Annotated in this window: 16 protein-coding genes and 2 pseudogenes; 15 read left to right on the top strand and 3 right to left on the bottom strand. The window is 70.5% G+C overall.

All coding sequences use genetic code 11. The features are described from left to right. Positions 1–1,167, top strand: coding sequence for a DNA polymerase IV (gene dinB, locus FN821_RS08770; protein WP_131172250.1), 1,167 nt, complete (start codon positions 1–3; stop codon positions 1,165–1,167). A gap of 76 nt (positions 1,168–1,243) precedes the next feature. Then, on the top strand, positions 1,244–1,609 hold the full coding sequence (locus tag FN821_RS08765) for a DUF3040 domain-containing protein (protein WP_131172251.1): 366 nt from the start codon (positions 1,244–1,246) through the stop codon (positions 1,607–1,609). Positions 1,610–1,656: 47 nt separating this feature from the next. Here the strand turns inward: FN821_RS08765 and FN821_RS08760 are convergent, their stop codons facing one another. The 3 genes and pseudogenes from FN821_RS08760 to FN821_RS08750 form a co-directional block, all read right to left on the bottom strand. Beyond that, on the bottom strand, positions 1,657–3,792 hold the full coding sequence (locus FN821_RS08760) for a transglutaminase TgpA family protein (RefSeq protein ID WP_131172252.1): 2,136 nt from the start codon (positions 3,790–3,792) through the stop codon (positions 1,657–1,659). Continuing rightward, positions 3,789–5,036 carry a DUF58 domain-containing protein gene (locus FN821_RS08755; RefSeq protein WP_131172253.1) on the bottom strand — a complete coding sequence of 416 codons (1,248 nt, stop codon included), beginning with the start codon at positions 5,034–5,036 and terminating at the stop codon, positions 3,789–3,791. The genes FN821_RS08760 and FN821_RS08755 overlap by 4 nt, the downstream gene beginning before the upstream one ends. Before the next feature lie 91 nt (positions 5,037–5,127). Continuing rightward, positions 5,128–5,962: pseudogene (locus FN821_RS08750) on the bottom strand (AAA family ATPase); the annotation flags it as partial. A gap of 178 nt (positions 5,963–6,140) precedes the next feature. Between FN821_RS08750 and mraZ the strand changes: the two are divergent. The 13 genes and pseudogenes from mraZ to ftsZ form a co-directional block, all read left to right on the top strand. Then, positions 6,141–6,581: a division/cell wall cluster transcriptional repressor MraZ gene (gene mraZ, locus FN821_RS08745; RefSeq protein ID WP_131172254.1), complete on the top strand. Its 441-nt coding sequence runs from the start codon at positions 6,141–6,143 to the stop codon at positions 6,579–6,581. Between the two features lie 119 nt (positions 6,582–6,700). Continuing rightward, positions 6,701–7,660, top strand: coding sequence for a 16S rRNA (cytosine(1402)-N(4))-methyltransferase RsmH (gene rsmH / locus FN821_RS08740; protein ID WP_131172255.1), 960 nt, complete (start codon positions 6,701–6,703; stop codon positions 7,658–7,660). Continuing rightward, positions 7,657–8,184, top strand: a complete 528-nt coding sequence (ftsL, locus tag FN821_RS08735) for a cell division protein FtsL (RefSeq protein ID WP_131172256.1) — start codon at positions 7,657–7,659, stop codon at positions 8,182–8,184. Before rsmH ends, ftsL begins: the two co-directional genes overlap by 4 nt. Before the next feature lie 7 nt (positions 8,185–8,191). Continuing rightward, entirely contained in the window at positions 8,192–10,108 is a 1,917-nt protein-coding gene (locus tag FN821_RS08730) for a peptidoglycan D,D-transpeptidase FtsI family protein (protein WP_131172257.1), read from the top strand. 7 nt (positions 10,109–10,115) lie between these two features. Next, positions 10,116–11,612, top strand: coding sequence for a UDP-N-acetylmuramoyl-L-alanyl-D-glutamate--2,6-diaminopimelate ligase (locus FN821_RS08725; RefSeq protein WP_131172258.1), 1,497 nt, complete (start codon positions 10,116–10,118; stop codon positions 11,610–11,612). Beyond that, positions 11,612–13,015: a UDP-N-acetylmuramoyl-tripeptide--D-alanyl-D-alanine ligase gene (locus FN821_RS08720; RefSeq protein ID WP_131172259.1), complete on the top strand. Its 1,404-nt coding sequence runs from the start codon at positions 11,612–11,614 to the stop codon at positions 13,013–13,015. Before FN821_RS08725 ends, FN821_RS08720 begins: the two co-directional genes overlap by 1 nt. Continuing rightward, the gene (mraY, locus tag FN821_RS08715; protein WP_131172260.1) at positions 13,012–14,079 is read left to right on the top strand and encodes a phospho-N-acetylmuramoyl-pentapeptide-transferase; all 1,068 of its coding nucleotides are present in this window, start codon (positions 13,012–13,014) and stop codon (positions 14,077–14,079) included. Before FN821_RS08720 ends, mraY begins: the two co-directional genes overlap by 4 nt. Next, on the top strand, positions 14,061–15,536 hold the full coding sequence (gene murD, locus FN821_RS08710; protein ID WP_421958048.1) for a UDP-N-acetylmuramoyl-L-alanine--D-glutamate ligase: 1,476 nt from the start codon (positions 14,061–14,063) through the stop codon (positions 15,534–15,536). Before mraY ends, murD begins: the two co-directional genes overlap by 19 nt. Before the next feature lie 23 nt (positions 15,537–15,559). Next, positions 15,560–16,855, top strand: coding sequence for a putative lipid II flippase FtsW (ftsW, locus tag FN821_RS08705; protein WP_206662060.1), 1,296 nt, complete (start codon positions 15,560–15,562; stop codon positions 16,853–16,855). 10 nt (positions 16,856–16,865) lie between these two features. After that, entirely contained in the window at positions 16,866–17,966 is a 1,101-nt protein-coding gene (murG, locus tag FN821_RS08700; RefSeq protein WP_131172262.1) for an undecaprenyldiphospho-muramoylpentapeptide beta-N-acetylglucosaminyltransferase, read from the top strand. Continuing rightward, positions 17,966–19,393 (top strand): UDP-N-acetylmuramate--L-alanine ligase, encoded by a 1,428-nt coding sequence (gene murC / locus FN821_RS08695; protein WP_131172263.1) that lies wholly within the window; start codon positions 17,966–17,968, stop codon positions 19,391–19,393. Before murG ends, murC begins: the two co-directional genes overlap by 1 nt. Beyond that, positions 19,390–20,118 carry a cell division protein FtsQ/DivIB gene (locus FN821_RS08690; RefSeq protein WP_131172264.1) on the top strand — a complete coding sequence of 243 codons (729 nt, stop codon included), beginning with the start codon at positions 19,390–19,392 and terminating at the stop codon, positions 20,116–20,118. Before murC ends, FN821_RS08690 begins: the two co-directional genes overlap by 4 nt. A gap of 180 nt (positions 20,119–20,298) precedes the next feature. Continuing rightward, positions 20,299–21,336: pseudogene (gene ftsZ / locus FN821_RS08685) on the top strand (cell division protein FtsZ); the annotation flags it as partial. Positions 21,337–21,406 lie beyond the last annotated feature (70 nt).

Below are 21,406 nucleotides of genomic sequence, written 5' to 3'. Positions count from 1 at the left end.
ATGCCGGTGATCATGCACGTCGACATGGACGCCTTCTACGCGTCCGTGGAACTCCGCCGTCACCCCGAGCTCAAGGGACGCCCCATGTGGGTCGGCGGCGAGTCGCGCGGCGTGGTGCTGAGCGCCAGCTACGAGGCCCGCGCGTTCGGCGTCGAGGGTGGCATGTCGTCCACCCGGGCGCGTCGGCTGTGTCCGGACGCCGTCGCCGTCAGCCCCGACCACGACACCTACTCGGCCGTCTCCGAGGGGGTGTTCGCGATCTTCTCCACCATCACCCCGACGGTCGAGCCGATGAGCCTCGACGAGGCGTTCCTGGACGTCACCGGCGCCCAGCGGCTACTGGGCAGCCCTCGACAGATCGGCGAGCTGATCCGGGCGATGGTGGCCGACGAACAGGGCGTGCCCTGCTCGGTGGGCATCGGTCCGAGCAAGTTCATCGCCAAGCTGGCGTCCAACGCGGCCAAGCCCAACGGGCTGGTCGAGGTGCCACCGACCGGCGTCATCTCGTTCCTGCACCCGCTCGGCGTCGAGAAGATCTGGGGGGTGGGTCCGGCGACGGCGTCCGCGCTGCACAAGATCGGGCTGCGGACCGTGTCCGACATCGCGCACACCCCACGCTCGACGCTGCAGCGGGCTCTGGGCGCGCAACTCGGCGCCCAGCTGCACGATCTGGCCTGGGGGGTGGACGCTCGCCGCGTCATCGCCCACGAGCGTGAACGCAGCGTGGGCAGCCAGGAGACCTTCTCCAAAGACACCGACGACCTCGGCCTGATCGAGGACGAGCTGCTGCGGGTGTCCTCAAGGGTGGCGTCCCGAATGCGCGCGGCCCGCGTCCTGGGCCGCACGGTCACGGTGCACGTCCGCTTCGCCGACTTCCGCGTCGTCCAGCGCTCGGCCACGCTGCGCAGCCCCACGGACGCCACCGGCGACGTGCACGCGTCGGCGGTCAAGTCGCTGCGGGCGATGCGGCTGGACCGCCCCCGGATCAGGCGCGTCGGCGTCCGCGTCGAAGGGCTCGTCAACGCTGAAACCGCTTATCAGCAGCCGATGCTGGGCGAGCCGGACCATGGCTGGCGCGACGCCGAGCGGGCCGCGGACGCCGCCGTCGCCCGCTTCGGCCCCCGGGCCGTGCAGCGGGCGACGCTGGCCGGCAGGCGGCGTCCGTAGTCTGTTCCGTTCTCAGACGGCGACGCCTACACTGGCCACACCGCAGGGCACCCTGCGCAGGGACCGAGGAGGCGACGTGGCTCTTTCTGACGAAGAGCAGCGGTTGCTGGAGCAGATGGAACAGGCTCTCGCGGCCGACGATCCGAAGCTTGCCCACGCCCTTCGCGGAACCGGCGTCATCAAGATCCATCGCCGCCGCGCCCTTCTGGCCGCTCTGGGGTTCGTCGTGGGCCTGGCCGCGCTCGTGGCCGGCATGGAGACGTCGCCCATCGTCAGCATCCTCGGCTTCCTCGTCATGCTCGCGACCGCCATCCTCGCCATCACCTCCTGGCAGCGCGTCGAGGCCGACGACGCGCATTCCGCCCCGTCGCGGGTCACCTCCGAAATGGGCTTCATGGACCGGCTCGAAGAGCGCTGGCGTCACCGCGACGACGGCAACTAACACCCAGATCATCCAAAGGCCGACCCCGTTGGGTCGGCCTTTCTCGTTCAGCCGAACAGCGATGCTGGCAGCCAGCGTGCCCTGAAGCGTTGCCGCTTGGATGCCGTCCGCGACGCCAGGTCCGCGGCGAAGCCCGTCGCCACCGGCGTCCAATCTCGCGCGGACGGCTCCTGGCCCGGGCCGCCGAACTGGGCACGTTCCGCGGCCATTCCCACCTCCCGGACGCCTTGGGCCGACGCCGTCCCGTCCACCCAGGCGGCGACCTCGGACGCCGCATAGCGGGGGGAGCCTGCGGGCCAGGGGCGTCCGGCGTCCAGCGCGATCGCCCGGATCTCGTCCAGGGCGTCCAAGGCGCTCACCGACGGGTCGCGTCCGGGCGCCAGCCGCGCCCGTCGCATCCGGCCGCGGAGCAGCGCCGGAGTAGCGGCTAGGGCAACGGCGACCACCAGCCCGATGCCCAGTCCGATCAGGAGGTCACGTGGCAGGCCACCCGGCGAACCGGCCGCCGGCCGCGGGCTGGACGACGCCGAAGACGACGCGCTCCGTGCCGCCGATGGCGTTGACGTGGGAGTGCTGGTCGTCGTGGGCGTCGTCGTCCGGGTCGGGGCTTCCTGCGAGGACGAGCCGCTGCCGATGCCGGGGGTGGGCTCGAAGGACACCCAGCCCCAGCCGGCGAGGTACAACTCCGGCCAGGCGTGCATGTCGTGCATGGTGACCGTCCAGTGGTCGCCGACGAAGCGCCCGGGGGTGAACCCGATGGCGATCCGCGACGGGATCCCCTCGATGCGAGCAAGCAAAGCCACCGAACTCGCGTACTGGACGCAGAAGCCCTTGTGGTCGCGGAGCAGGAAGGCCTCCAGGCCCTCGTAGCCGGACCCGGGCTGAGCGTCCAGGCTGTAGGAGAACTCCGGCCGCTTGAGGTAGGCCAGGATCGCCTGGACCTTCGCCCCCGGCGTGGCCGCGCCGGCGGTGATGTCGTGGGCAAGTCGGACCAGGGTCGGCGAGATGTCGCTCGGCACGGACGCCGTGACCTCGGCGTCCGGCGGGCTGCCAGCCTGCGCGGCGGCCAGCTCGTCAAACGTCGGCTTCGCCTGCACGCTCTGCACGGTGTAGCTGAGCGACGACGTGGCCGAGGCCCGGCCGGGCACGCCGAGCGCCAGGAAGGCCAGCGAGTCGGGCAGAAAGCCGAACTTCTCGCCGGCGGTGGTGGACGTCGGGGCGTACGGGGCGGGCAGCCACTCCGACTGCAGGCCCGTGATCGTCACCTTGGTCGTGAGGGCCGTGCCTCGATCGAGCCCCGGCGGCGCGGGGAGGCGTCCAGTCTGGACGGGAGAGTTGATCAGGTGCCAGCCGCCGGCCGAGAAGGTCGGCAGGGAGTAGAGCCGCAGGTACGCGCCCGCGCCGTCACTGGTCGTGTAGTCGAAGGCCGCGCGGTCGGCCCCCTGATTGATCTGTCGCTTGAGGTCGAGGCTGACGTCCGCCATCTGGATCGGGTCGCCGTCCTGGCCACCGGACGCCGACGGCAGCGGAATGCGCGGGGCGACGAACAGCGCAGCCCCCAGTGCCAGGGACGCCACCAGTCCGGCGGCCGCCAGGGAGACCAGCCGGCCCCCCAGGCCTTCGGGGAACGCGAAGCGGACGTTTCCGGCCAGCAACACGGCGGTGAAGCCGAGCGCAAACCACAGCATCCCGGTGACCGGGCCCGCGTGGGTCTTCGGCACCAACGCGGGCACCAGCAGCAGCACCAGCAGGGGAGCTAGGGCCGCCAACGGATGCTCCAGCGCGATCGTCACGACGTCGGCCGCCAGGGCCAGCACGCCGATGGCGATGAACAGCAGCAGCGTCGTCCCCATGGACGGCGAGACGGGTGCGCTGCTGGTCGCGAGATGCCGGACGCCGTCCGCAACGAGGGCCGGCACGCGCAGCAGCCCGCCGAGCGAGGATGCCACCCACGCCAGCACCCCGGCCAGCACGATCACCTGCAGCGCAACGACGAAGCGCTCGGGTACGCGCAGCGTCCGGACGACGATGCCGGTGGCGATGACGCCCAACGCCCCGCCGCCGGCCAAGACCAACGCCGAGGGGTCCCGGACGATCGCAGTCCACGTCGTCAGCGGCGGCACAACGGCGAGGAGCAGCGCGAGCCCCAGCAACGCCTTCCGTGCGACGGGCGGGCCCTTCATCGGCGTCCCCCTGTCAACGCCCCCGACAGTGACTCCCAGGCCGGTGCGGGGTCGGAGCCGACGGTGACGGGCGCCAGGTGCCAGTGGGCGTCCGTGAGCAGGTCGATGGCCTGCGCCTCGTCGGCACGCGCCGCGGCGTCCGGCGTCGAGACGGGCACGTACAGGCACAGGCAGCGGTGTCGCAGCGAGCCGAGCGTGGACAGGGCCATCGCGTCGCCCTGCGTGAGGCGTCCGAGGACGGCGACGATCAGGTGCCCCGTCGGGCCCGGTGTCACCGCCGAGACCGCGGTGGCCATCGTCCCGACGGTCGGACGGGCGTCGACCAGGTGGCGGAGCCAGTCCCGCGACGGCGTCCCGTGAACGCGCGACTCGGACGCGAACGTCGCGCCGTCCGGCGTCGACAGGCCGACCTCGAAGCCGTGGTCCAGGAGCGTCACCCCCACGGACGCCGCGAGGCTGACGAGGTACTCGAAGCGATCGTCGGCGGCCGCCTCGGACGCGGCAGCGACCGGACGCGTGTCCAGCAGGACCCACGCGATGGGGTCCCACTCCTGCTCCTCGCGCCGCACCATGAGCGTGCCGGTGCGGGCGGTGGACGGCCAGTGGATGCGGCGGACGTCGTCGCGCGGACGGTACTCGCGGACGAGGACGTCGTCGGGTCCGCCGAAGGCCAGGTGGGGTAGTGACGTCTCTTCGGCGACGTCACCGGACGCGACCCCCTCGGCCGTCTCGAGGGCGAACACTCGGGGCGTCACGAGCACCTCGGTTCGCACTGCCGGACGCGTCCGGTGGCGAGCCAGCCCCAACGGCTCGGACGTGGAGAACTCGAGCGCGTCCAAGACGAAGCGTCCCCGGCGCTGCGGCCGGCACTGGTAGGTGGCGCCGGTGGCCCGTCCGGCGCCGGGCGGGCTGAGGCGCATCGACTGGGGGCGTCCGAACGAGGTAGGCACAAAGTCGGTGACGGTGAGGGGCCACGGCGCGGCTGCGCCGGACTGGGTCACGACCACGTCCACGTCCAACGGCGTGCCGGCCTCGACCTCGGCCGGACGCGGCGTCCGAGCAAGCCGCAGCCGCGGTCGCGCGCGGCTCAAGACCAGCCAGGACGCGAGCGGCAGCAGCGCCAGAAACAGACCCGGCCACAGCACCACCGGCTCTCGGAGAAACCACGCCGCCACGCACGTGCCCACCCCGAGGACGAGCAGCGCCACGCCCTGGGCCGTGAGGGAGGTGAGGTTTCTGGGCACGTCGCCTAGCCGCGTCGGGGGAGTGGCACGCGAGCGAGGATGTCGGCCACGACCTCGCTGGTCGCGGTCCGGGTGCTGCCGCCGGTGTTCAGGATGAGCCGGTGCGAGAGCACGGGCACCGCCAGCGACGCGATGTCCTCGGGGATCACGTAGCCGCGTCCGCTCATGGCCGCCAGGGCCTTGGTCGCTCGTGCCCACTGCAGCCCGGCTCGAGGTGAAGCCCCCAGGCGAACGCGAGCATCAGTCCGCGTCCGATCGAGGACCTCGACGATGTACTGCTTCAAAGACGCGTGGACGAAGATCTGGCGGATGATCCCGGCGGCCGCCTGCACCTCGTCGCCGTTGGTGACGGCGACGATCCGGTCGATCGGATCTTCTGCCACGTGGTGGTCCAGCATGGCCTGTTCGGCGGCCCGCGTCGGGTAGCCCATGGCGATGCACGCGGTGAACCGGTCGCGCTGGGCTTCGGGCAGCGGGTAGGTGCCCTGCATCTCGACCGGGTTCTGCGTCGCGACCACCATGAAGGGCCGCGGCAGCAAGTGGGTCGCGCCGTCGACGCTGACCCGCTGCTCCTCCATCGCCTCCAGCAGCGCCGACTGCGTCTTGGGCGACGCGCGGTTGATCTCGTCCCCGATGACGATGTTGGCGAAGACGCCGCCCGGCTTGAACTCGAAGCTGCGGGTGTCCGGCCGGAAGATCGAGACGCCCGTGATGTCGCTGGGCAGCAGGTCTGCCGTGAACTGGATGCGCTTCACGGAGCAGTCGATCGCCCTGGCCAGCGTCCGGGCGAGCATCGTCTTGCCGACCCCGGGACTGTCCTCGATGAGCAGATGTCCGCCGGAGAGCAGCACCACGAGGGCCATGTCGACGGCCTCGGTCTTGCCTTCGATGACGGTCTCGATGGTCGAGCGCAGCTTGGAGGCCAGCGAGAAGACCTGGTCGACGGGAGGGGTGTTGTCCACGGCTGCACCCTACTCGGCGGCCAAGACCACCGCGCGGGGCGAACGGACCCCTGAGGGGGAGCAACGCCTTGCCATCAGTGGAGGGAAATGGGGTAGAGTGGAGCGAAGTGGAGCATTGGGGCGATGCGGGGAAGGGAGTGCCATGTTTCTGGGCACGCACTACCCACGTCTCGACGACAAAGGTCGTTTCGTCCTGCCTGCCAAGTTCCGTGAGGCGCTGGGTGAGGGTGTCGTGATCTCGCGCGGGCAGGAGCACTGCCTGTACGTGTTCACTCCCGATGGCTTCCAGGACGAGGCGGCGCGCGAGTTGAGCGGCTCGATGAGCAGCCGGTCGACCCGCGAGTACCAGCGCTTCTACGCGTCCGGCGCCTCGGAAGAGGTTCCTGACAAGCAGGGACGCCTCACCGTCCCGCCGCTGCTGCGGCGGTACGCGGGGCTCGACAAGGAGATCGCAGTGGTCGGCGCGTACAACCGCGTCGAGATCTGGGATCGCACGGCGTGGGAAGAGTTCGAGGCGAGTTCGTTCGAGAAGTTCGCCGAGCTCGATTCCGACGTCACCGCAGGGCGGATCGCGGACGCGTGACGCGGCTTCCGCCTCGAGTGGCTCCTGACACCACTTCCCCGGTGGCAGGCACCACGCGAGGCCGACGCCATGCCACGCGGACGCCGTCCGAAACACCGAGCCAGGGGAGGAGGGCCCAGATGCCGGACATCGACCGCATCCACATCCCCGTCCTCGCCGACCGGATCGTCGAACTGCTCGCCCCGGCGCTCGCCGCCCCGGGCTCTGTCTTCGTCGATTGCACGCTCGGGCTCGCGGGGCACGCCAGCCTCCTGCTGGACGCCGCCCCGACGTCCCGCTTGGTCGGCATCGACCGGGACGCCGACGCTCTCGCCCTCGCCGGGGAACGCCTCGCGCGCTTCGGCGACCGGGTCACCCTCGTGCAGGCCGTTTACGACGAGCTGCCCGAGGTTCTGGCGGACCTGCGGCTGAAGAGCGTGGCCGCGATCCTGGCCGATCTCGGCCTGTCGTCCCTCCAGATCGACCGCCGGGACCGCGGCTTCGCCTACGCCGTGGACGCCCCGCTCGACATGCGCATGGACACCACGTCCGGCCAGACGGCCGCCGACATCGTCAACACCTACTCGGTCGCCGACCTCACCCGGATCCTGCGGACCTTCGGCGAGGAGCGCTTCGCCGACCGCATCGCGCGGCGCATCGCCGACGAGCGCATCCATCGTCCGTTCGACACCTCGGCGCGTCTCGTCCAGGTGCTGGACGCGGCGATCCCGACGGCGTCCAAGATCTCGGGCGGGCACCCGGCCAAGCGCACGTTCCAGGCGCTCCGCATCGAGGTCAACCACGAACTCGAAGCGCTCGAGGGCCTGCTGCCGGCCGCCCTGGCCGCGCTGGCGCCGAACGGACGCCTCGCCGTGCTCGCCTATCACTCGCTGGAAGACCGCCTGGTCAAGAACGCCTTCCGGGATGCCTCCACCGACACTGCGCCGCGCGGGCTGCCGATGGTGCTGGCCGAGCACCGCGCGCAATTCGCGTTGCTGACCAAGGGTGCCGAGCGTCCCGCCGAGGTGGAGCAGGCCGCGAACCCGCGCGCGGCCTCGGCGCGGCTGCGTGCCATCCGGCGTCTGGAGGCTGCGGCATGAGCGTCTGGACCGTCGCAGAGGCGAAGGCCGAGGCGTCCGAGCGTCGCGCACCTCTGACGAGCGTGCGCGGGGGCAAGCGCGCCGCGATCCCAGGGCTGCCGTTCGCCATGCTCGTGGTGTTGCTGCTGGCCGTCGGAATGGTCGGCCTCCTGGCCCTTAACGTCTACGTGCAGAACTCGCAGATGGCGCTCAACCGGGCGCAGCGGCAGGCTGCCGCGTTGGCCCTGGAGGTCTCCAACAAGCAGGCCCAGGTGTACGTGAAGTCGGCGCCGGGCGAGATCGCCGCGGCGGCTGGTGCGCTGGGGATGATCCCCAACCCGAACCCGGCCTACGTCGACCTGAGGACGGGTGCGATCCTCGGCTCGCCGAAGCCCGCCACCGGTAACGAGCTGCCCGCGCTGCGCGTCCAGGTGCCGTCCGCGCCGACGACGGTCGCGGTGACCCCTGTTCGGTCCGACGTCCAGCCCTGGTTCGACCTGCCCGCCGCTCCTCTGGCCGCCCCGGCGGCCCCGGCGAAGCCATAGGCCACCCATGAGCGAGCGTCGGCAGCCGTCTGGGGTGCGGGTCCGGGGACGCGCCCCGTTGGCGTCCACCGCCGGACGCATCCGCATCCTGCTCCTCGCCCTGGCCGTGTTCTTCAGCGTGGCCGGGGCGCGGGCCGTCCAGTTTCAGGTGATCGACGCGTCCGACCGCGCCAAGGAGGCGGCGCAGGCGATGAAGGTCACCCGCGAACTGCAGCCGCTGCGGGGCTCGTTGCTGGATCGCGACGGCAAGATCCTCGCCTTCACCGAGGCCACGGTGGACCTCGTCGTCCACCCGAACATCATTGCTGGCAAGGGCACCGACGTGACCAAGGCCAGCGACGCCGACAAGGCGGACGGCGTCAAAATCGTCGCCGCCTTCGTCCCGGTGATCGCGCGCTGCACGGGCCTGCCGGCCGACCAGGTCAAGGCCAAGCTCACCGAGAAGGCCGCGGACGGCTCGCTCAAGCCGTACGTGAAGCTGATGACCCAGGTGGGCATCGAGGTCTACAACTGCATCCAGGCCGACCCGGTCACGGACGCTCGTCGCAACGGGATCGGCAGCAGCCTCAACTGGGTCGTCACCAAGGAACCGAACCCCCGCCGCATCTACCCCATGAACACGGTGGCCTCGAACGTCTTGGGCTACGTGTCGGACGGCAAGGGCGGCGCCGGCCTGGAACTCGGGCTGGACGCGACCTTGACCGGGACGGCGGGCCAGGAGATCTACGCCAGCTCCCGCAACGGCAAGATCCCGCTGGCCGACTCGACGATCACGCCGGCGACCAATGGGGCCTCGGTCACCACGACGATCGACTCGGGCATGTGCTGGCAGGCGCAGCAGCTGATCGACAAGCAGCGCGCCGACATGAGCCTGGAGTGGGGCTTCACGGTCGTCATGGAGGTCAAGACCGGCAAGATCCTGTGCCTGGCCGACACCCCGTCCTTCAACGGGAACGACGTGGCCGCTGTGGCCAAGTCCAACCCCGCGGCGTTGAGCAACCCGGCTATCACGGCGCCCTTCGAGCCCGGCTCGACCATGAAAATGCTGACGCTCGCGACCGTCCTGGACGCCGGCGGCGCCACGCCGGACAGCATCACCCACGTCGCGTCCTACGCCGACGGCATCAAGTCAGGTAACAACACCATCCGCGATTCCGAGCAGCACGGCGAGGTCGATTACACGACGCGCGGCATCCTCGTGAACTCGTCCAACCAGGGCGTCATCCAGCTGGCCCGCAGCACGTTCAGCAGTAAGGGGGCGGCCGGCAAGCAGGCGTACATCGACTACATGACCGCGTTCGGGCTGGGTCAGAAGTCAGGCATCGGCCTCCCCGGCGAGAACCCCGGTGTGTTCCCGGTCGACAAGATCCTCAAGGACAGCTACACGATGGACTCGGTCGCCTTCGGCACCAGCCTGTCGGTCAACGCCGTCGAGATGGCTGCCGCGGTGAACGCGGTCGCCAACGACGGCGTCTACGTTGCGCCTTCGATTATCGCCTCGACGACCGGTCCGGATGGCGTCGCGAAGACCGTCCCGGCACCGGTGACGCGCCGCGTGATCAAGTCGACCACGTCGAAGGACATGCTCGGGATGATGGAGAACCGGGTGCTCGTCAGCTACCCGGTCATCGGCATCCCGGGCGTGCGGACCGCCGCCAAGACGGGCACCGCCCGCATGAACAACGACCTGGTGATGTCGATCATGGGCGTCGCGCCGGCCGAGGACCCGCAGGTGCTGGTCTACACGGTCTTCTTCCAGAAGGACTCCCACGCTGGCGCCGGCATCAAGGTCGCCGGGCCTGTGTATCACGACATCATGAGCCTCGCGATTCAGCGCTACGGCATCATGCCCAGCGCGAACGCCGATCAGTACTGCATGCTGCAGCCCTTGCAGGCAGGGGAATCCCCGAAGAAGAAGTGCTAGTCAGGCCATGTCCGCTGCACCCTTGAGGCCACGCCGCCACCCAGGCATCGCCCTCGACTCGCTCGCGCCTGGAGCGTCCGGACGCCTCACCGGCATCTGCCTCGATTCGCGCCAGATCCTCCCCGGCGACCTCTACGTCGCCCTGCCCGGGCAGCACGTGCACGGCGCGTCCTTCGCGGAACAGGCGGTCGAGCGCGGGGCGCTCGCCATCCTGACGGACGCCGCGGGCGCGGCCGCGATCGAGGTGGGGGTGCCCGTCGTGGTGCGCCCCGATCCGCGGGCGGAGATGGGCGAACTGGCGGCCGCCATCTACGGCCGACCCTCGCAGCACCTGGAGATGTTCGGCGTCACCGGCACCAACGGCAAGACCTCGACCGTCTTCCTCCTCGAGGCCGGTCTGGCGGCGCTCGGACGCCGCGTTGCCACGATCGGCACCATCGGGTTCCGCATCGACGGCTCCGCGGTCGCCACGCCCCGCGGCACGGTGACCACCCCGGACGCCCCCGACCTGCAGGGCATGCTCGGCCACATGGTCGAGGCGGGGGTGGACGCCGTGGCGATGGAGGTCTCGTCCCACGCGCTGGCGCTGCACCGGGCCACGGGGATCGGTTTCGACGTGGCCGCCTTCACCATGCTCGGCCAGGACCACCTCGACTTCCACGCGACCATGGACGACTACTTCGAGGCCAAGACCCGACTCTTCTTGGGCGGACGAGCCCGGATTGCGGTCATCAACATCGACGATCCGTGGGGACGCCGCCTGGCCGACCTGGTCAGGGCCGACGGACATGCCCGCGTGGTCACGACCGCCGTTCAGGCCGACGCCGACTATCGCGTCTTGGACTGGTCCACCGCCCCGGACGGGTCATCCACCGTCCGGCTGGCGCATCCGGGCGGCGAGCTGCGCTACGGCATCTCCATGCTCGGAGACTTCAACGTCCGCAACTCCCTGACCGCGCTCGCGATGCTCGGCAGCGCCGGCCTTGACGTGGCCGTGGCTGCCGCTGGCCTGATCACGGCGCAGGTGCCGGGCCGCATGCAGAAGGTCGACCTCGGGCCGGATGCACCCCACGTCGTCGTCGACTTCGCCCACACTCCGACCGCCGTCGCGGCGGCGTTGCGGGCGCTGCCGTCCGGTGGACGCCACATCGCCGTCCTCGGCGCAGGCGGCGACCGCGACCCCGGCAAGCGCGAGCCGATGGGGCGCGCCGCAGCCGAGGCTGCCGATGTTGTGATCGTGACGGACGACAACCCGCGCAGCGAGGTCCCGGAAGCCATTCGAGCGGCGGTGTTGGCCGGAGCGCGGCACGGCGCGCGCGATGGCGTCCGAGTCATCGACGGCGGTGAGCGGCGCGCGGCGATAGCGGCGGCGCTCGAGCTCGCTGATCCGTCAGACTGGGTGGCGATTCTAGGCAAGGGCCACGAGACCGGTCAGACGATCGGCGATCGGGTCTGGCCCTTCGACGATGTCGAGGTCGTCCGCGACCTGGCGAGGAGGAAGTAGTGGACCTCTCCACGGCCCACCAGGTGGCCGACTGGGCAGGAGGCGAGCTGATCGGTTCGGCGTCCGTCGTCGCCGGGCCCGACGTGGTGACCGACAGCCGTCAGGTAACCCCCGGGGCAGTGTTCGTGGCCATCGCCGGGGAGCGCGTTGACGGGCACGACTTCGTGGCCGGCGTCGCGTCGCAGGGCGCCACGGTCGCGATCGTCGAGCGTCACGTCGACGCGCCGATCGCCCAGGTCGTCGTCGCCGACACGATCGTGGGCCTGACCGGCGTCGCGCGCGGCGTCGTCTCGGCCGCCCGGACGCGCGGGCTCACCGTCATTGGCGTCACCGGCTCCTCGGGCAAGACCAGCACCAAAGACCTCATCGCGCAGGTGCTCGCCCCGGCCGGACCAACCATCGCGCCGGTCGGCTCCTTCAACAACGAGATCGGGCTGCCGCTGACCGCCTGCCGGGTCGCGGCCGATACGCAGTTCCTCGTGTCGGAGATGGGGGCCCGCGGGCTTGGGCATGTGGCGTTCCTCTGCACGATCACCCCGCCCAGCATCGGAGCGGTCCTCAACGTCGGCCACGCGCACCTGGGCGAGTTCGGCAGCCAACAGGTGATCGCGCAGGCGAAGGGCGAGTTGGTCGAGGCCCTGGACGCTGAGGGCTGGGCGGTCCTGAACGCGGATGATCCGCTCGTCGCGGCCATGGCGTCCCGGACGCCGGCCCGGGTCGCGTACTACTCGGCGCTCGGCGAGCCGGCCGCGGGCGATCGGCGCGTGTGGGCGAGCGACGTCGCCGCGGACGACCTCCAGCGGTTCTCCTTCACCCTCCACGACGGGGACGCCAGCGCTCCCGTCCGGCTGCAGGTGCTTGGCCGGCATAACGTCTCGAACGCCCTCGCGGCGGCCGCGGTCGGGCTCTGCGCGGGGCTCACGCTGGACGCCGTCACCGCAGCCCTGTCGGCGGCGACCACGCGGTCGAAGTGGCGCATGCAGCTCGACCAGCGCGCCGACGGCCTCGCGGTGCTCAACGACGCCTACAACGCCAACCCCGACTCGATGGCGGCTGCCCTGGCCGCCGTCGCGCAGCTGCGGCGTCCCGGCGGACGCGTCGTCGCGGTCCTCGGCGACATGCTGGAGCTGGGTGCCGACGCCGATGACGCCCATATCCAGATCGGACGCCTCGCCGCGTCGCTGGGCGTCGACGAGTTGGTCGCCATCGGGCAACACGCCGAGGCGCTCGTGCGTGGCTACGGGGGCTGCGGCCGTCCGGGCCGATACTGGTCGGATAAGGAGCTGGCGACCGCGGACCTGATCGGTCGGGTCACCGGGGACGACGTCGTGTTGGTGAAGGCGTCGCGGGGCATCGCCCTGGAAACCGTCGCTTCGGCGCTGCTGAGGGAAGGAACGCGGTGATCAGCATCTTGCTCGCAGGGGCTTTCGGGATGATCGGAACCCTGCTCGGCACCCGGGTCGCCATCGGCATCCTCGTGCAGAAGGGCTACGGCCAGTTCATCCGTGACGACGGCCCCCGGGAACACCTCAAGAAGGCCGGCACTCCCACCATGGGCGGCACGGTCATCATCGTGGCGACGGTGCTGGCCTACGGCCTCGCCCATCTCGTCCTCTTCCGGCCGCCGACGATCTCGGGGTTGCTGCTGCTGTTTTTGCTCGTCGGGCTCGGCTTCGTGGGCTTCCTCGATGACTGGCTCAAGATCTCGCGCGCCCGCAGCCTCGGCCTGGACAGCAAGAGCAAGCTCGTCCTGCAGACCGTGATCGCGATCGTGTTCGCGGTCCTCGCGCTCCAGTTCCCGAACGATCGGGGCATGACGCCCGCCACCAACGCCGTCTCGTTCCTGCGCGATCTGCCCTGGCTCTCGCTTCCCGTGTTCGCGGCCGTGGCCTGGATCGTGTTCATCACGGCGTCCATGAGCAACGGCGCCAACCTGACCGACGGCCTCGACGGGCTGCTTGCCGGCGTCTCGTCGGCGATCTTCGCCGCCTACACGATCATGACGCTGTGGCAGTACAACAAGAACTGCGCCTACGCGAACTCGGGTCCGCAGTGCTACGAGGTGCGTGACCCGCACGACCTCGCCATGATCTCGCTGGCGCTGGCCGGCGCCTGCTTCGGCTTCCTGTGGTGGAACGCGTCCCCGGCCAAGATCTTCATGGGCGACTCCGGCTCGCTGGCCATCGGCGGCGCCGTCGCCGGCCTCGCCGTCCTGACCCGCACCGAGCTGCTCAGCGTGATTCTCTGTGGCGTGTTCGTCCTGGAGGCGCTCTCGGTCGTTCTGCAGGTGAGCTATTTCAAGGCCACCAAAGGTAAGCGGATCCTCAAGATGGCTCCGCTCCACCATCACTTCGAGATGAAGGGCTGGGCCGAGCAGACGGTGGTCGTCCGCTTCTGGATCCTGGCCTGCCTGTGTGTCGCCGCCGCCCTAGGCCTGTTTTACGCCGAGTGGGTGGTCGGCCGATGACGTTGCCTTGGCTGGCGGACGCCGACCGGCTGTCGCCCTGGAACGAGGCCTTCGTGGTCGTGGCCGGCCTCGGGACATCCGGCTTCGCCGCGGCGGACGGGCTGATCGACCTCGGCGCGCGAGTGCTCGTCCTCGACGAGGCCGACACCTCCGCTAACGTCGAGAAGGCCGAGTTGCTGCGCCACCTCGACGTCGAAGTCCGACTGGGCCGCGGCAGCACCGCGGAGTTGCCGGACGGCGTCCATCTGGTCGTGACGTCTCCTGGCTGGCGTCCGACGGCACCGCTCCTGGCCGCGGCGGCCGCCCGGGGCGTCCCGGTCTGGGGAGACGTCGAACTGGCCTGGCGCATGATGCATCCGGACCGGGTCGTGCCGTGGCTCGCCGTGACCGGAACCAACGGCAAGACGACCACGACCAGCATGCTGGCGTCCATGCTGTCGGCCGCCGGGCTCACCACGGACGCCGTGGGCAACATCGGACGCCCCATCATCGAGGCGATCCTGGACGAGGTGCACTACGACGTGCTCGCCGTCGAACTCTCCAGCTTCCAGCTGCACTGGATGCACACGGTCGCGCTGCACTCGGCGGCCGTGCTGAACGTGCACGCCGACCATCTGGAGTGGTACGCCCACACCGACGACCCCATGGCCGCCTACGTCGCCGACAAGGCCAAGATCTACGAGCGCGTCACGCACGCGTGCGTCTACAACGTGGCCGAGCCGCTCACCGAGCAGCTGGTCGCGGACGCCGACGTGACCGAGGGCGCGCGCGCCATCGGCTTCACCCTCGGCATTCCGGCGCCCTCGATGCTCGGCGTTGTCGACGACCTCCTCGTTGATCGGGCGTTCGTCGAGCAGCGCCGCGACTCGGCGATGCCGCTCGCCGATCTGGCGGACGTCAAGCCGTTCGCGCCCCACAACGTCGAGAACGCGCTCGCGGCTGCGGCGCTCGCGCGCAGCTTCGGCGTTCCCCCGCAGGCGGTCGGGCAGGGGCTCCGCAACCTGGCGATCGGCGATCACCGCATCCAGACCGTCGGCGAGGTGGACGGGGTCACCTACGTGAACGACTCCAAGGCGACCAACCCGCACGCGGCGGCGTCCTCGATGCGGGGGTTCGACTCGATCGTGTGGATTGCTGGTGGACAGGCGAAGGGCACGACGTTCGACGAGCTCGTCCAGACCTACGGTGGCAAGCTGCGCGGCGCCGTCCTGCTCGGAGTCGATAGGGCCGTCATCGCGGGCGCCCTGGCCCGACACGCGCCACAGATCCCCGTCGTCGTCCTGGATCGCGGCGACACTGGTGCGATGCAGGACGCCGTCCGCGCGGCCGCCGCCTTGGCGAAGCCGGGCGACACGGTCTTGATGGCACCCGGGTGCGCCAGCCTGGACATGTTCGCCAACTACGGCGCGCGGGGGACTGCCTTCGCCGACGCGGTGGCGGACCTGGCGCGGACGTAGACGACGCGGAGCGAAGGAGGGACGTGGCGACGATCACCCCCACCAAGCCGCGTGGCCCCAAGGGTCGCGCGCCGCTGACCGACGTCCCGCTGCTGCCCGAGGTCGATGCGCTGCGCACGACCGCGACCGCCTGGCTGAAGCACCCGCTGGCGAGCATGTACCTGGTCGGGGTGCCGGCACTGCTGCTGCTGGGCCTCGGCACGATCATGGTGTGGTCGGCGTCCTCGGTGTACGCCGCGACGCAGTTCGGCAACGCCTACACGTTCATCCAGCGGCAACTGGTCTTCGTGGCGTTGGGCATTGTCGTGATCGCCATCGTCTACCGAGTGCCGCTCGACCTCACCCGCCGGCTCGGCTGGCTCATGTTCGTCGTCTCGGGCGCGTTGATGTGCGTCCCGTTCGTCATGGGTAAGCGGATCAAGGGCAACCTGAACTGGATCGACTTCGGGCCGATGATGCGCCTCCAGCCGTCCGAGATCGTGAAGGTCGTGCTGATCCTGTGGGGCGCGACGATCTTCACCGCCAAGCGCCGCACGCTGGCCGATCCTCGGCACCTGCTGTTCCCGTTCGTCCCGTTCGCTTTGCTGATGGTCGGGCTCACGCTGATGCAGCACGACCTCGGCACGGCCATGATCATGGGCCTGATCCTCGTTCTGATGCTGTGGAACGTCGGGGGCTCGTGGAAGCTGCTGGCGGGCTTCGGCGCCGTGATCGCGGCCGGTGCCGGCGCGCTGGTCTGGCTCAACCAGAACCGGCTGACGCGCATCTTCGCGTTCCTGGACCCCACCTCGGACCTGAGCGGCGCCAACTACCAGCCCAGCCAGGCGCAGTTCGGGCTGGCCATCGGCGGCTGGTGGGGCGTCGGGCTCGGGCAGAGCCGCATGAAGTGGGGCTTCCTCGCTGAGGCGCACACCGACTACGTGCTGGCGATCATCGGCGAGGAGATGGGGCTGATCGGCACCCTCAGCGTGCTCGCGCTGTTCGTCATCCTGACCTACGGCGGCTTCCGGATCGCCCTGCACTCGACTTCGTTCTACGCGCGCGTGGTGGCCGCCGGCATCACGGGGTGGATGGCGATCCAGGCGCTCATCAACATCAGCGTTGTCCTTCGTCTGCTGCCCGTTCTGGGTGTGCCGTTGCCCCTGGTCAGCTACGGCGGCTCGTCCTTGGTGATGAACGTGGCGGCCGTCGGCGTCCTGCTTCGCTGTGCGCGTGAGGAGCCCGCAGCGGCGGCCTTCCTGGCGAACCGGGAGCGCTCGAAGCAGCCTCGCGCGCGGTTGTCGGCCATCATGGGCGTGGCCGAGTGTCGCCGTTCCTGACAGGAGTTCGATGATTTCAATCGTCATGGCCGGTGGGGGAACCGCCGGCCACACGTCGCCGCTGATCGCGACAGCCGAGCGCCTGCGCGAGCTGGATCCTGCGGCGACCCTCACCTGCATCGGAACCTCCAAGGGGCTCGAGACGCGGGTCATTCCCGCGGCGGGCCTCACGTTGCGGCTGGTCGATCCGGTGCCTCTGCCCCGGAAGCTCGGTCTGGACCTGTTGAAGGTGCCCGGACGCCTCGCGCGTTCGGTCTCGCAGGCGCGGGCGATCATCCGCGAGGCGAAGGCGGACGCGGTGGTGGGCTTCGGCGGGTACGTCTCGCTGCCCGCGTACCTGGCCGCCGCCCAGTTGCGGATTCCGGTGCTGCTGCACGAGCAGAACGCCGTCCCGGGCCTGGCCAACAAGGTGGCGGCGCGCTTCGCCAAGGTGGTCGCTGTCACCTTCCCCGGTACGCAGTTGCCGAAGGCGCGCTACTTCGGCATGCCGATGCGCAAGGCCATCACCGGGCTCGACCGGGCCGCCGGACGCGCGTCCGCCCGCACCGACTTCGGCCTGGACGCCGACCGGCCCGTGCTGCTGGTGAGCGGCGGCTCGCAGGGGGCGCGGTCGATCAACGACGCCGTTGAGGCCGCGCGCGACGCGCTGCTCGCAGCGGGGATCGACGTCCTGCACGTCCTCGGCCCCAAGAACCTGGCCGACCGGCACGTCGAGGTCGTCGACCAGACCACGGGCGCCCGCTACGTGCCGGTCGGCTACGTGGACGCGATGGAGCGCGCCTACGCCGCCGCTGACCTGATGGTGGCCCGTTCGGGCGCTGGCACGGTCATGGAGACCGCATCCGTCGGGCTTCCCTGCATCTTCGTGCCCCTGCCCCACGGCAATGGGGAGCAGGCCCGCAACGCGGACTTCCTGCTGGCAGCGGACGCCGCCCGCCTGGTCCCGAACGCCGAGCTGACCCGCGAGCGCTTGCTGGCCGAGGTCTTGCCTCTGATCCAGGACCGGGCGTGCCTGGCGTCCATGTCGGCGACGCTGACCGGCCTGGTGCCCGCGGACGCCGCGGGTGACCTGGCTCGGGCCGTCCTGGACTCGATTCCTGGGGCGTCCTGATGCCGCTCCTGCAACCCGTGCCGGTCGAGCGTGCGGACGCCGTCGGCCCAGTCCACTTCATCGCGGCCGGCGGGTCCGGCATGAGCGGAATCGCGGCAGCCTACGCAGCCCTCGGCGTCCGGGTATCGGGCAGCGATCAGGCCGACTCGGCGACGCTTCGACGCCTGGCCACCCAGGGGGTCACCACGTTCGTCGGGCATGATCCGGTCCAGCTCGGCGACGCCGAGACGGTGGTCGTGTCGTCGGCGATCAGGGAGTCCAATGTCGAACTGGCCGAGGCGCGCCGCCGCGGGCTGAGGGTCTGGCACCGCTCGGCGGCCCTGGCCGGGCTGATGGCCGGACGGCGCGGCGTCGCCATCACCGGCACGCACGGCAAGACCACCACCACGGGCATGACTGCGACCATGCTGGTCGCCGCCGGTGCCGACCCGTCCTACGTGATCGGGTCGCCGCTCACGGCGACGGGGGAGAGCTCACACCTGGGCACCGGGGACGCTTTCGTCATCGAGGCCGACGAGTCGGACGGCTCGTTCCTGCAGTACCCGGCCGAGATCGTCGTCGTCACCAACATCGAGGCCGACCACCTAGACAACTGGAGCACCCCCGAGCGCTACGCCGACGGCTTCGTGACCTTGTGTTCGGCCGAGCACGTCCGCGTCACGGTGGCCTGCGCGGACGATCCCGGGGCTCGCGTCCTGATCGGACGCCTCCGCGCCGCCGGACGCCGCGTCGTCGCCTACGGCGAATCATCGGACGCCGACGTGCGGCTCACCGACGTCCGCGAGACGCCCGAGACCTCGACCGCCACGCTCACCGCGTCCGGCGATCAGGGGCCCCTGCAGCTGGTCGTCCCGGGCCGCTTCAACCTGCTCAACGCGGCGGCGGCCTACACCGTTGGCCGCGAGCTGGGGCTGGACGCTGCCGCCCTGCGCGCGGCGGCGGCCTCGTTCATCGGGACGCATCGCCGCTTCCAGCCGATCGGCGTGGTCGACGGCGTCCGCGTGTTCGACGACTACGCCCACCACCCGACCGAGCTGCGCGCGACGCTGGGGGCGGCGCGCGGACGCGTCGGTACCGGACGCCTCGTGGCCTGCTTCCAGCCGCACCTGTTTTCGCGCACGGTGGAGTTCGCCGGTGAGCTGGGCGAGGCACTCACGCTGGCCGACGTGATCGTCTGCTGCGGCGTCTACCCGGCGCGCGAGGACGCCGTCGATTTCCCGGGCGTCACCGGCGCGTTGGTGGCCCAGGCGCTCACCGCTCTGGGACGCGAGGCGCACTACGTCGAAAACATGTCGGACGCCCCCGCCGCCCTCGCGGCCCTCGTCGAGCCCGGCGACCTGGTGCTCACCCTCGGTGCCGGGGACGTGACCACGGTGGGGCCCGAGTTGGTGCGTCTGCTCGGCCAGGAGGGGCTGGCACGGCCGTGAACGTGCCGCTCATCGACTTCAACGGACGCGTCCGCGACCGCGTGCGCGAGCTTCGACGACGCCGGATCCAGCGGGCGGCGAAGATCCTGCTCGGGCTGATGGTGGTCGCGGGGCTCGCCTGGGTGGGCGTGGCATCGCCCCTGTTCAGCGTCAAGAAGGTCGTCGTGAGCGGCAACGCGATCGTGTCCACCGACGACGTCACCAAGGCGGCCAAGGTCCCGATGGGCGTCCCGCTGGCCCAGGTGGACGCCGCCGCGATCTCGCGACGCATCGTGACGTTGCCGGCCGTGGCGCGCGGCGACGTCGCCCTGTCCCTGCCCGACACGGTCACCATCAAGATCATCGAGCGAGCGGTTGCGTTCGTCGTGGCCGACGGTGGCGGCTTCGCCTGGGTGGACGCGACGGGTGCCACGTTCAACTCGAGCACCGAGCGGCCGGCGGGCGTCCCCTTGGCGGTGGCTGATCTCAATGATCACCAACTGCTGAGCGATGTCGCCACGGTCGTCAGCGCTCTGCCTTCGAGACTCACGGACAAGGTCGTCCAGGTGACGGCGCCGACCCGCGATTCGATCGTCATCGCGACCGGTGAGCGGACCCAGATCGTCTGGGGGAGCGCCGAGTCGTCGTCGCTGAAGGGCCAGCTGGCCGACACCATGACCAAGGCGCAGCCGACCTGCAGGTCGGTGGACGTCTCGTCGCCGAGCCATCCCATCACGCGGTGCTGACGGGTCGGGAGACAGCAACCCTGAAGTAGGGGTTGAGGTGTCCCCGCCGACCTTGGACACCCTTGTCGACGCGCCCATAACCTGTGTGCGGACGATCACGCCCACCCTAGGATAGGGCTCGACTCAGGCTTGAGAGTCGACTGTGACTAGGCACATCGCTACAAGGATTGGTTGACCGACGTGGGCAGCGCATCGCAGAACTACCTGGCCATCATCAAGGTCGTCGGCGTTGGCGGGGGCGGTGTCAATGCCGTGAACCGCATGATCGAGGCGGGTCTCCGCGGCGTCGAGTTCATCGCCGTCAACACGGACGCCCAGGCGTTGCTGATGAGCGATGCCGACGTGAAGCTCGACATCGGCCGCGATCTCACCCGCGGCCTCGGGGCCGGCGCTGACCCCGACAAGGGCCGCCAGGCGGCCGAAGACCACTCCGACGAGATCGAAGAGGTGCTCAAGGGCGCCGACATGGTGTTCGTGACGGCCGGCGAGGGCGGCGGCACCGGCACCGGTGGCGCGCCTGTGGTGGCCCGCATCGCTCGTTCGCTCGGTGCCCTGACGATCGGCGTCGTGACGCGTCCGTTCTCGTTCGAAGGCAAGCGCCGCTCGACGCAGGCCGAGACCGGCATCGCCACGCTGCGCGAAGAGGTCGACACCCTCATCACCATTCCGAACGACAAGCTTCTCGAGATGACCGACCGGCACGTCGCCATCCTGGACGCCTTCCGTCAGGCCGACCAGGTGCTGCTGCAGGGCGTGTCGGGCATCACCGATCTGATCACGACCCCGGGTCTGATCAACCTCGACTTCGCGGACGTCAAGGCCGTCATGAGCAACGCGGGCTCCGCCCTCATGGGCATCGGCTCGGCCCGGGGCGAGGACCGCGCCCGCGCCGCCGCCGAGATGGCCGTGTCGAGCCCGCTGCTCGAGGCGTCCATCGACGGCGCCCACGGGGTGCTGCTGTCGATTGCCGGCGGCTCCGACCTGGGGCTGTTCGAGGTCTCGGCTGCCGCGAACCTCATCGAGCAGGCTGCGCACGAGGACGCCAACATCATCTTCGGAACGGTCATCGACGACGCCCTCGGCGACGAGGTCCGGGTTACGGTGATCGCGGCTGGCTTCGACGGCGGGGCTCCGCCGCGGCGTCAGCCGAGCGTGTCGCGCCAGCCCGATCTGCGGGCGCCGGGCACCCGTCCCGTCGGGAGCCAGCACGCTCCGGCCCAGGCGCCGGTCCACGAGCCCGCGCCTCAGGCTCAGGTCGCGCCGGCGCCTGTGTTGGCCGACGACGACC

It is taken from the genome of Propioniciclava tarda (assembly GCF_900182665.1).
GTDB lineage: Bacteria > Actinomycetota > Actinomycetes > Propionibacteriales > Propionibacteriaceae > Propioniciclava > Propioniciclava tarda.
Note: the sequence above shows the minus strand (reverse complement) of the source record. Positions and strands in the feature narration are given on the sequence as shown.